The following is an 11,370-nucleotide window of genomic DNA, read 5'->3' as shown; positions in this document are numbered from 1 at the left end:
AGTGAGTCACTATGTCTATAGTGCCCACGTGACGACGTTGCGCGACCGTGCGCTCGACTCCGCGATCGACCTGCTCGGGACCGAGGGCCTGCGCTCGCTCACGCACGGCCGCGTGGATGACCGCGCCGGCATCGCCCGAGGCTCCACCTCCAACTACTTCCGCACCCGGGACGCCCTGCTCGCGGGGGTGGCCCAGCGGATCCTCCAGCGCGAGATGCCTCAGGTCGGCACCGCGTTCGCGCCCGCGTCGGCGGACGAGCTGGTGGACGCCGTCGCCGCCCTCGTCCACCACACGACGACCGCCCAGCGGACGCTCACCACCGCACGGCTCGTCCTGTTCATGGAGGCCAGCCACGACGCTGCGCTCCGGGACACCCTGTCGTCCGGCCGCCGCGCGATGGAGGCGCAGGTCGTGCCGGTCCTCGCGCGCCTCGGGTCCTCCGACCCCGCCACCGGCGCCGCCGCCGTCATGGCGTGCGCCGAGGGGCTGATCCTGCACAGCATCGCTCGCGGCGACCAGACGGACCCACGGCCCGCGCTCGAGCTCGTGATCTTGGCCGGCCTGGCGTGACGCGGGCGCCGCACCCCGCGAGGTGCGACGCCCGCGCGCAGCGTTACGGCGTGACGGTCAGCGGCGTGCCGCCGGACGTCAGCTGCCAGTCGGGGTTGGTCGACGAGAACACCGCCGGGTCCACCACCTGGTTGGCGCTCACCCAGTCGATGAGCAGCTGCCGGATCTCGACCTGCCGGTTGTAGACGACCGGGGCCGCCGTGACGCCCGGGAAGTTGCCCCCGCCGGACTGCCGGTAGTTGTTGATCGCGACCACGAACTCCTGCCCGTCCGTCACGGGGACACCGCCGTAGGCGAGCCCGACCACGCGGCTGCCGACGGGCTGTGCCAGGTCGATGTCGTAGGTCAGCGGCTGGTCGAGCCCACCCATGACGTCGTAGTTGTAGTCCGGCGTGCCGTTCGGGGCCGTCGGCGTCACCGCGTTGGTGAGGTCGGCGGCCGCGTACGTGCCGGGAGCGGGGGCGGCCTTGAAGTACTCCGCCGACTTCTCCAGGTAGGCCTTGACCTGCGCGCCCGTGAGCTTGATGCCCAGGAGCGTGTTGTCGTAGATGTACAGGCCGGCGATGTCCCGGACGGAGACGTCGCCCTGCGGGATCGCGGCGTCCTTGTTGAAGGGGGCCGCGATCGACAGCACGGGCAGGTCCGCATCGGCGCCGGTGAGCTCCGCCTGGACGGCCCCCGCCTGCACGTAGTTGATGAAGTCGAGCACCGCGGTGTCCTCGTACCGGGCGGTCGCCGCGGACATGGCCTCGGTCGACGTGCCGATCACGCCGTTGACGTAGTCGACGACCGTCTGCTGCTCGTCGGCGAGCAGGCGGATGATCTTCGGGTCCTCCGGGACGGTGCTCGCGTTGAGCACCGACGCGTCCACGGACTGCACGGTCCAGTGGCCCCGGCGGTATGTCAGGTCGATGTCGAACACGGACAGCCGCTGACCCCACTTCAGGGGCTCGGACAGGACGACGGGCTTGCCGGTCGCCGTGTTGGTGACGACGCGCTCGGCGATCTCCTGGTGGGCGTGACCCACCAGGATCGCGTCGATGCCCGGCACCTGCTCCGCGACGAGGGTCGCGGCGTTCTCCGGGAAGGGCAGTGCGTCCCCGTACGACGACGACGTGTCGGCACCCGAGTGCGCGGAGACGACGACCACGTCGGCACCCTTGCGTCTCATCTCGGGCACGTACTTCGCGGCCTGCTCGACGAGGCCGCCGAAGCTCATCTGCCCCTCGACGTTCGCCTTGTCCCAGATGGCGATGCCCGGGTTGGTCAGGCCGAGGATGCCGACCTTCACCGCCTTGCCGTTCGGGGTCCGGACGGTCGTGATCATGTACGGCGCGAACGCCGGGCGCCCGTTCCTGTCGTTGGTCGCGTTCGCCGCCAGCAGCGGGAAGTCGAGCTGCTTCTCGAACGTGCGCAGGTAGGGGATGCCGTAGTTGAACTCGTGGTTGCCGAGCGCCGCGGCGTCGTAGCCGATCGCGTTCATCGCCGCCGCCATCGGGTGCTCGACGCGCTTCGAGATGGGCTGGATCTTGGCGTAGTAGTACGCCAGCGAGGTGCCCTGGATGGTGTCGCCCGCGTCGATGAGCAGCGTGTTGCGGTCACCCCGGTCCGCGCGCACCTGGTTGACGAGCGTCGACACCTTGGCCAGGCCCACGTCGTTGTGGGCGCTGTCGTCGTACTCGGCGTTCTTGAAGTAGTCCCAGTTCACGGCGTTGCCGTGCAGGTCCGTGGTGCCCATGACGGTGAGCTGGTAGTCGGCGCTGTGGGCGTGCCCGTGGCCGTCGCCGGCTGTCGCAGGCGAGGCGAGCGCCACGACGAGGGCAGTGGCTGTGACCGCCACCCCCGCCCTGACCCTGCCGCGCTGCAGGTGGGTAGTGCGCATGTCGCAGACCTCCCGTGCGTCGGTTCTGCACCGGGTTGCGGTGCACCGGGCACCGTATCCCGACCCGACGACACGAACCCGTCGAGCGGACGTGACCGGGCGACGGGGGTGTTCGTCGTGAGTGTCCGGGGGCTGCTCGAGCAGCTCGTCGCGCGGCCCCGACGGGACCTCCCGCGGTGGCCTGCAGGCGCGAAGATCTGTCCACGCCTTGGTCGCGCACCCGTGTCACCCGCCGTGCGGATGGTCGTTCTGAGCGTGGCGGTCTCGCATCATGGACACATTCCGCCGTTGTGACCTTGTGCACCGCCCTACCTGTGGACAGTTTCCGGAGCACTCCGTAGCGTCGTGGGCAATCACCAAGGCGGCGGCGCCGGTGGATCCGGATCCTCGGAATCCCACGGTCGTCGCCTTCGTGCATCTGGCGCCAACGTCGCTGTCACATCGGTCAGGTGGGCCTCTGAACCACCCGGCCGTCCGACTGGACGACCGAAGGGCGCGAAGGATGGCAACGACGTTCGACAAGCTCGTGATGCAACCTCGACAGACCGAGCAGATCAAGATCAAGCCGACCAGGGCGACCGAGAACGGATCCGCCCAGAGCCCTTCCCTCATGCTGCTGGTGCTGCTGGCCTGCGCCGGCGTCATCATCTACGCGGTGTTCCTGCTCAACCCGGCCAACCGGGGGGACTGGCTGCCGTACACCCTCGTGATCGTCGCGGAGTCCGTCCTCGTGGCGCACGCGCTGCTGTCGATGTGGACCGTCCTGTCCAGCGGCTCCGACCCCCGTGGCTTCTCCTTCCACCACGCCCAGGACCGGCTCTTCGACCTCGGCGAGATCATCCGGGACGGCACCGAGAACGACCCCCGGTCGTGGCGGATGTACCTGGACGAGTGGCCAATCACCGTCGACGTCTTCATCACGACGTACGGCGAGGACCTCGAGTCGATCCGGCGCACGGTCACCGCGGCCGTGGCGATGCACGGCAGGCACGACACCTGGGTGCTCGACGACGGCCGCTCCGACGAGGTCCGCGACCTCGCGGCGGTGCTCGGCGCCCGCTACGTCCGGCGGCTGTCCAGCAACGGCGCCAAGGCCGGCAACATCAACCACGCCCTGTCGATCGCCAAGGGTGACTTCTTCGTCATCTTCGACGCCGACTTCGTGCCGCTCCCGCAGTTCCTGCACGAGACCGTGCCGTTCTTCGCCTCCGACGACGTCGCGTTCGTCCAGACGCCGCAGGTGTACGGCAACCTCGACACCGTCATCTCCAAGGGCGCCGGCTACATGCAGTCGGTGTTCTACAAGTTCATCCAGCCCGGCCGCAACCGGTTCAACGCCGCGTTCTCCGTGGGGACCAACGTCATCTACCGGCGCTCCGCAGCGGACTCCGTCGGCGGCATCTACTCCGACTCCAAGTCGGAGGACGTGTGGACGTCGCTGATGCTGCACGAGAAGGGCTGGCGCACGGTCTACATCCCGACCGAGCTCGCCGTCGGGGACACCCCCGAGACCGTCGAGGCGTACACCAAGCAGCAGCTGCGCTGGGCGACCGGTGGCTTCGAGATCATGCTCACGCACAACCCGTTCTCCCGGAAGCGCAACCTCACGATGGACCAGAGGCTGCAGTACCAGGTGACCGCGACGCACTACCTCACGGGGATCGCGCCGCTGCTGCTGATCCTGGTGCCACCGCTGCAGATCTACTTCAACCTCACCCCGATGAACCTCACGATCACACCGCTCACGTGGCTCCTGTACTACTCGGGCTTCTACGTGCTCCAGATCGTGCTGGCGTTCTACACGCTCGGCTCGTTCCGCTGGCAGGTGCTCCTGCTCGCCGCGGTGTCGTTCCCGATCTACACCCGGGCCCTGATCAACGCCATCTTCAAGAAGGACCAGAAGTGGCACGTGACCGGCCAGAAGGGCGCCTACCGGTCGCCGTTCGCGTTCATGCTGCCGCAGGTCCTGTTCTTCCAGTTCCTGCTCATCACCACCGTGGTCGGCGTCTGGAAGGACCTGGGCAACGGCTACCCGAGCCTCGCGCTGGCGTGGAACGCCACGAACACCCTCATCCTCGGCGGCTTCGTCCTCACTGCATGGAAGGAGGGCCACCGCGCCCGACTCGCCCTCAAGGCGCAGCGTGCCCCGCGCCGTACCCCTGCGACCGTCCCCGCCACCGCACTTCCCGGAGGTGCCACATGACCTGGACCAGCCGCATCCGACTCCTCGCGGGCATGCTCGTCGTGCTCGTCCTGGCCGCTCTGGCCACCTACCAGCTCAACGAGACACGGGGGTTCGCCGTCAGCGACTCCGCGCAGATCCTCGCCAAGTCGTACGGCGTCGGCACTCCCTACTCGGGGCTCGTCGTCGACCAGCTGGTCGACGTGGGGGACCCGGTGACGACCGGCCAGCAGCTCTTCGTCATCGACTCGGCGACCCTGCAGTACGACGTGAAGAACGGCTTTGCCCGCACCTCGACGGAGGCGACCCAGATCGACGCCGAGGGTCGGCTCGTCGTCCTGGCGACCGGTGACGGCGTCGTGACGGAGATCGCCTCCGAGCGCGGCACGTTCGTCCAGTCGGCCACGCAGCTGGCGACGGTGCAGCGAGCAGACACCCTGTACGTGCAGGCGGAGTACACGCTCACCCCGAAGGAGTACGCGCGGGTGGCGGACGACGCCACGGCGACGGTCGTGCTGCCGAACCAGCGCACCATCACCCTCCACGTGTCGGAGGTGAAGGTCGAGACTGTCGCGGGCAGCGCCCAGGCGGTCCTGACCCTGGCGGGCAGCGCGCTCGTCGACGGTGCGCAGAACGGCCTGGTGTCGGCGGGCACTCCCGTGACCGCCGAGCTGGAGCTGGACAACGACGGGGTGGTGACGCGGACCGCGGCCTCGGTGAAGACCTATCTGGGAGGACTCTTCCGATGACGACTCGAACCACAGGACCCCTGACCGAGGTGCGACCCCCGCCCACGAACCGGCGCCGGTGGTGGGTGATCGCCGTGGCGGGCGTGGTCGTCGTCGCCCTGGCGACGGTGCTCGTGGTCGTCGCCCCCTGGGCGGACGACGAACCAGGGCCGGCCGAGGCCGCGGGCCCCGGGTCGGCTCCGATCGCCGACGTGAGCGGCCCGCCCGACGCCACCGTGCCGGAGGTCGACGCGGCGGCACTGGTCGCGGCGGTCCCGGGGGAGTCCGTCGCCAAGATCGACCCGGTGCGCCTCGCGCCCGGCGTGGTGCCGCCCAGCAACCGCTGGTACAGCGGGCTCGTGTTCGGCGACCAGCCGCAACCGGTGTTCGCGGAGCCGCTGTCGTTCGGGCTCACGGACTCGGGCTTCACGCTCGGGCTTCCGTCGCCCACGGTCGACTCCAAGGTCATCATCGCGCCGCACGTGCCGGCGGTGACCGTCGACGCAGGCGCGGTCTCCGCGCAGGTCAGCGCAGCCGACCCCGTGAGCGTGACCGTCGAGCTGCTCGACGACGCCGGTGCCGTGCTCGGCCGGACGGTGGTGGCGGCGGGCTCGCCCTTCGTCAGCTTCACGGCGGAGCAGGACGTCACTCTCACCTCGACCGTCACCGGCGGTGCGTTCGAGCCGGGTGCCGACGGCGGCTCGACCGCAGACGCGGGCACCTCGCAGTGGGGGCTCGTCGGCGGGACGACGGAGGGTGCCTCGACGACGCTCGGCGCGGGGGCCACGGCCACGTGGTACGCGCTGCCGCCCGACGCGACGGACGCAGCGGCGACGACCCTGCGCACCGCCGCGGCGGACCCGGTCACCGGTGTCGACGTGACCTACGGCGTCGACGACCGGGTCGCCCGCACGACCCTCACCTACCGCACGGCCGGCGGCGCGCCGGCCGCGTACGTGCTCATGCCGCACCACCGCACCGGCGACCAGCCGGAGCGCGAGGACTGCGGGCTGGGCGCGTACTCGAGCGTCTACGGGGACCTGGAGCTGTGCGCCGGGTCGCAGCTGACGTCGTTCGCACCGGCACTGCCGGCCAGCCGGCAGCTCGACCTGGACGGCATCTCCGACGAGCAGCGCACCACGATCGTCGACGCGCTGACGGCGGACGTCGCGGCCACGCCGGCATTCCCCTCGGACACCTACTTCGGCGGCAAGGCGCTCAACCGTGCGGCGTCGCTCGTCGTGCTGGGTGAGCAGCTGGGGGCGCAGGACGTGGTGGCCGACCTGAAGGCCACGACCGTCGATGCCCTCAAGGAGTGGGCCGAGCCCGACGGGTGCGCCGCGCGCGACGCCCGGTGCTTCGTCTACGACGAGGCCGCGCGGTCGGTGATCGGGCTGACGCCGTCCTTCGGGTCGGACGAGCTCAACGACCATCACTTCCACGACGGCTACATCCTCGCCGCGGCGGGCCTGCTCGCGCAGGACGACCCGGCCCTGGCGAGCGAGCTCGCCCCGGTGATGGACCTGCTCGCGCAGGACATCGCCGCGGCACTGCCGTCCGACGAGCTGCCGCAGCTGCGGGCGTACGACCCGTACGCCGGCCACTCGTGGGCGTCGGGCACGTCCCCGTTCGCGGACGGGAACAACCAGGAGTCGTCGTCGGAGGCGGTCACCGCCTGGAACGGGCTGGGCCTGTGGGCCCAGGCGTCGGACCAGCCGGACCTCGCGACGCAGGCCACCTGGCTCGCGTCCACCGAGGCCCTCACGGCGCGCACCTACTGGACGGCGCCGGACCTCGAGCAGTTCGAGGGCTTCGACCACACGATGGTGTCCCTGAACTGGGGTGGGAAGCGGGACTACGCCACGTGGTTCAGCCCGGAGCCGAGCGCGATCCTCGGCATCCAGCTCATCCCGATGGGCCCGGTCCAGGTCTCCCTGGCCTCGGGGGTCGACCCGGCCCAGATCCGGGCGTCCGTCGAGGAGGCGACTCCCGGCGGGTACGGCGTGCAGTTCGGCGGCTACCTGTTGATGTACTCGGCGCTGGCCGGCGCGGACGACGCGGCAGCGGCGTGGCAGGAGGCGACGAGCCTGCCTGATGTCGCGGTCGACGACGGGAGCTCGCGGTCCGCGATGCTCGCGTTCATCGCGGCGGCCGGCTGACCGCACCTCGGCTCCCCACGACGACGCCCGCTCCGGATCCCCGGGGCGGGCGTCGTCGTGCTCCGGCAGTCGTACCGGCGCTGTCTGGGGTGATCCACCGCTTGACTTTCACCCGGTCCGGGCACAAGGTGAGCGGAGGAGTGACACGAGTCACCTGGACAGATCTCCCTCACCGTCGAGGGTGCGCGACCCGGGTGGTCTCGACATCCACCCCCAGGCCAGCGCACGGTCCCCGTGTCACGGCCGGCTCACTGCGGGCCTCCCCACCCGCACGTACCGCACCGGGCTGACGCCGTCAGCCCAGGGCTGACCAGGCCTGACGCAACGCTGCGCCGGACCGGACGGCCCGCACGACCGACCGGCCGTCGACCGACGGCCGCACCATCGCGCCCTCGGGCCCGTCGTCGTCGACCCCTCGGACGACGCGGCGTGCCGTACCGGAACGGAGACACCTGGATGTCTGCACACCCACGACCGATCACGTCGAGTCGCCCCCTGGACCACCGCCGGCTCGTCGCGATGATCGCGGTCGCCGCCCTGCTGGCGTACCTGGTGCAGGCGATCGCGCTGCCCGTGCCCCGTGCGGAGGCGGTGACGGTCGGAGCGGGCAGCTACGCGGAGGGCACCCCCACCGGGGGCGCCGTGCCCACCGAGTGCAACAACACCCCCATCACCAACCCGCGGGCGCACGTGACGTCGAACTTCCCGGCCGGTGCGATCCCGACGAACGACTGGTGGACCTCGCTGCTGTGGCGCAAGTTCAACTGCGCGTCGGTCTCCGAGAACCTGATGGCGCACCCGCTCGCGTTCCACGCGTACACGAACGGCCTCGGCGTGAGCTACCCGACGACGGCGAGCATCTCCGGGACCGCCACGGGCGTGGGGGAGTACCACTACAACTACGCCGAGGACTTCCGCCTCGGGATCGCCGGGCTCGACGCCGACGGCAAGGTCGACGGCTACTCCGACTGGACCGTCAGCGAGCTGTGGACCAACGGCAGCAGCAGCCTGCGCACGACGTTCGGGCACGGCCTGCCCTTCGTCTACGCGACGAAGACCGGGGGCAACGCGACGCTCACGGGTGCCGCCACGCCGACCGTGTGGAGCAACAGCAACGCCGCGATCGGCTACACGATCAACGGTCACGACTACGCCGCCTTCGCGCCGTCCGGGTCCACCTGGTCGGTGTCGGGGAGCACCATCAGCTCGTCACTGAACGGCGGCTCCTTCTTCTCCGTCGCGGTGCTGCCCACGACGCCGAGCAGCAGCGCGGCCGACCGCGCCGCCGCCCTGAGCGCCTACGCGCCGTACGCGCACAACCACGTGACCGGCACCAAGGTCTCGTGGTCGTACAACGAGTCCACCGCCAAGATGACCGCCACCTACGCGTTCACCACGACGGCACGCCAGGGGTCCGGCACGGGGACGGTCTACGCCCTCTACCCGCACCAGCGTGACAACCTCACCGGCGCGACGCTGAGCGGCTACTCCTACACCTCGCCGCGCGGTCCGATGCGCGTGGTGGTCGGGAGCTCGCAGTTCCAGACCGTCTCGACGTTCAACGGGGTCCTGCCGCAGCTGGCGAACACCGGGTTCGCCGCGGGCTCCGCGGACGCGACCCAGCTGAACGGCTACATCTCGCAGGTCGCGTCCACCGACCCGTTCGCGGGCTTCGGCGAGGACACGTACTGGACCGGCAAGGCGTTCGGTCGTGCCTCGCAGGTCGCCCACATGGCCAACCTCACCGGCAACACCTCCGCTCGCGACAGCCTGGTCGGTGCGATGAAGACCCGGCTGACGGACTGGATGACGGCGTCACCCGGGGAGACCACCCGGTCGTTCTGGTACAACCCGTCATGGGGGACCCTGATCGGCTACCCCGCGTCCTACGGCTCCGACACCGACCTCAACGACCACCACTTCCACTACGGCTACTACGTCGTGGGGGCTGCCACGGTCGCGCAGTTCGACCCCTCGTGGGCGGCGGACTCCGCCTACGGCTCCATGGTCAACACCGTCATCAAGGACGCGGCGAACTGGGACCGCAGCGACACCCGGTTCCCGTTCCTGCGTGACTTCGACATCTACGCGGGTCACGACTGGGCGGCCGGGCACGGCGCGTTCGCGGCGGGCAACAACCAGGAGTCGTCGTCGGAGGGCATGAACTTCGCCAGCGGTCTCATCCAGTGGGGTCAGGTCACGGGGAACAAGACGGTGCGTGACCTGGGCATCTACCTCTACACGACGCAGGCGTCCGCGATCGAGAACTACTGGTTCGACACCGACGACGAGGCGTTCCCGGCCGCGTTCGGGCACTCGACGGTCGGCATGGTCTGGGGCGACGGCGGCTCGTACTCGACGTGGTTCAGCGCCGAGCCGGAGATGATCCAGGGCATCAACCTGCTCCCGAGCACCGCAGGGCACCTGTACCTGGGCTACAACCCGTCGTACATCAGTCGCAACATCACCGAGCTCGAACGCAACAACGGCGGTCCGGCGACGGTCTGGCAGGACATCATCTGGGAGTTCCAGGCGCTGGCCGACGCCCCGACGGCGCTGTCGCAGTTCCGGGCACAGGCCGGGTCGTACGCGGTCGAGGAGGGGGAGTCGCGGGCGCACACGTTCTACTGGCTGAAGAACCTGTCGGGTCTCGGCACGGTCGACCGGTCCGTCACGGCGAACACCCCGCTGCACGCGGTCTTCGTCAAGAACGGCGTGCGTACCTACCAGGCGGCGAACATGAGCGGGTCGGCGATCACGGTGACCTTCTCCAACGGCGTCACGCTGGCCGTCCCGGCGCGCTCGGTGGCCAGCTCCAACACCACGGTGCCGTCCGACACGACGGCACCCACGACGCCGGCGAACCTCACCGCCTCGGGGACCACCTCGTCGTCGACGACCCTGTCGTGGACGGCCTCGACCGACAACGTCGGGGTGACCGGTTACGAGGTGCTCCGCAACGGGTCGGTCGTCGGCACCGCGTCGGGCACCACCTACACCGCCTCCGGCCTGTCGGCCTCGACCACCTACTCGTTCACGGTCCGGGCGCTGGACGCGGCGGGAAACCGCTCGTCGAGCAGCACGGCACGGTCCGTCACCACGTCGGCGGCCAGCGGTGACACGACGGCGCCGTCGACCCCGTCGGGGCTGACGGCCTCGGGGACGACGTCGTCGGCGACCATCCTGGCCTGGTCGGCGTCCACGGACAACGTGGGCGTCACCGGCTACGAGGTCCTGCGGGGTGGCACCGTCATCGGCTCGACCGCGAACCGGACCTACACGGCGACCGGCCTGTCGGCCTCCACCGCCTACTCGTTCACCGTCCGGGCGTACGACGCGGCCGGCAACCGGTCGGCCGCGAGCAGTGCCGTGTCCGTCACCACGACCTCCGGGTCGACCGGCACCGACGCCACCTCACGGATCCAGGCCGAGGCCTACTCCGGCATGGCGGGCGTCGCCAAGGAGACGACGTCGGACACCGGCGGCGGTCAGAACGTCGCGTGGATCGCCAACGGTGACCACGTGCGGTTCGACAACGTCAACTTCGGCAGCATCCCGAAGGGGACCTTCAGCGCCCGGGTCGCGTCCGGGGCGGCGGGAGGGATCAGCGGGCTGGTCAACGTGCGGCTCGACAGCCTCACCGGTCCGTCCATCGGCAGCTTCGCCATCAGCAACACCGGTGGCTGGCAGAGCTGGCGGACGGTCCCGGCGAACATCCAGGCCACGACCGGCACCCACACGGTCTACCTGACGTTCGACTCGGGGCAGCCGGCCGACTTCATGAACATCAACTGGTTCACGTTCAGCTAGCGGGCAGCACCGCGGCCCGGCAGCATCTCCACGCTGCC

At 70.2% G+C, this 11,370-nt stretch carries 6 protein-coding genes; 5 read left to right on the top strand and 1 reads right to left on the bottom strand.

The genetic code is table 11. The annotated features are described in order from the left end of the window. The first annotated feature begins 28 nt into the window (after positions 1 to 28). Positions 29 to 571: a TetR/AcrR family transcriptional regulator gene (locus ASF78_RS02335; RefSeq protein WP_056584449.1), complete on the top strand. Its 543-nt coding sequence runs from the start codon at positions 29 to 31 to the stop codon at positions 569 to 571. Positions 572 to 614: 43 nt separating this feature from the next. Here ASF78_RS02335 and ASF78_RS02330 read toward each other — a convergent pair whose 3' ends face one another. Then, complete coding sequence (locus ASF78_RS02330) at positions 615 to 2,453, bottom strand: bifunctional UDP-sugar hydrolase/5'-nucleotidase (RefSeq protein WP_056584446.1); 1,839 nt, start codon at positions 2,451 to 2,453, stop codon at positions 615 to 617. A 502-nt stretch (positions 2,454 to 2,955) separates the two neighbouring features. Between ASF78_RS02330 and ASF78_RS02325 the strand changes: the two genes are divergently transcribed. From ASF78_RS02325 to ASF78_RS02310, 4 genes are all read left to right on the top strand, one after another. Then, positions 2,956 to 4,656, top strand: coding sequence for a glycosyltransferase (locus ASF78_RS02325; RefSeq protein ID WP_056584441.1), 1,701 nt, complete (start codon positions 2,956 to 2,958; stop codon positions 4,654 to 4,656). Beyond that, positions 4,653 to 5,384, top strand: a complete 732-nt coding sequence (locus ASF78_RS02320; protein WP_056584438.1) for an HlyD family efflux transporter periplasmic adaptor subunit — start codon at positions 4,653 to 4,655, stop codon at positions 5,382 to 5,384. The genes ASF78_RS02325 and ASF78_RS02320 overlap by 4 nt, the downstream gene beginning before the upstream one ends. Next, complete coding sequence (locus tag ASF78_RS02315; RefSeq protein WP_056584436.1) at positions 5,381 to 7,522, top strand: glycosyl hydrolase; 2,142 nt, start codon at positions 5,381 to 5,383, stop codon at positions 7,520 to 7,522. The genes ASF78_RS02320 and ASF78_RS02315 overlap by 4 nt, the downstream gene beginning before the upstream one ends. 456 nt (positions 7,523 to 7,978) lie before the next feature. Beyond that, entirely contained in the window at positions 7,979 to 11,332 is a 3,354-nt protein-coding gene (locus ASF78_RS02310) for a glycosyl hydrolase (RefSeq protein WP_056587968.1), read from the top strand. Positions 11,333 to 11,370: the final 38 nt, after the last annotated feature.

This window comes from Cellulomonas sp. Leaf334, from assembly GCF_001424195.1.
In the GTDB taxonomy this organism is placed as follows: domain Bacteria; phylum Actinomycetota; class Actinomycetes; order Actinomycetales; family Cellulomonadaceae; genus Cellulomonas.
The sequence above is the reverse complement of the archived record's forward strand: the minus strand, read 5'-3'. Positions and strand labels throughout refer to the sequence as shown.

Excerpts from the sequence above, each read along its gene's own strand:
- ASF78_RS02330 (WP_056584446.1), bottom strand. The coding sequence starts at position 2,453 with ATGCGCACTACCCACCTGCAGCGCGGCAGGGTCAGGGCGGGGGTGGCG.
- ASF78_RS02325 (WP_056584441.1), top strand. The coding sequence starts at position 2,956 with ATGGCAACGACGTTCGACAAGCTCGTGATGCAACCTCGACAGACCGAG.
- ASF78_RS02320 (WP_056584438.1), top strand. The coding sequence starts at position 4,653 with ATGACCTGGACCAGCCGCATCCGACTCCTCGCGGGCATGCTCGTCGTG.
- ASF78_RS02315 (WP_056584436.1), top strand. The coding sequence starts at position 5,381 with ATGACGACTCGAACCACAGGACCCCTGACCGAGGTGCGACCCCCGCCC.
- ASF78_RS02310 (WP_056587968.1), top strand. The coding sequence starts at position 7,979 with ATGTCTGCACACCCACGACCGATCACGTCGAGTCGCCCCCTGGACCAC.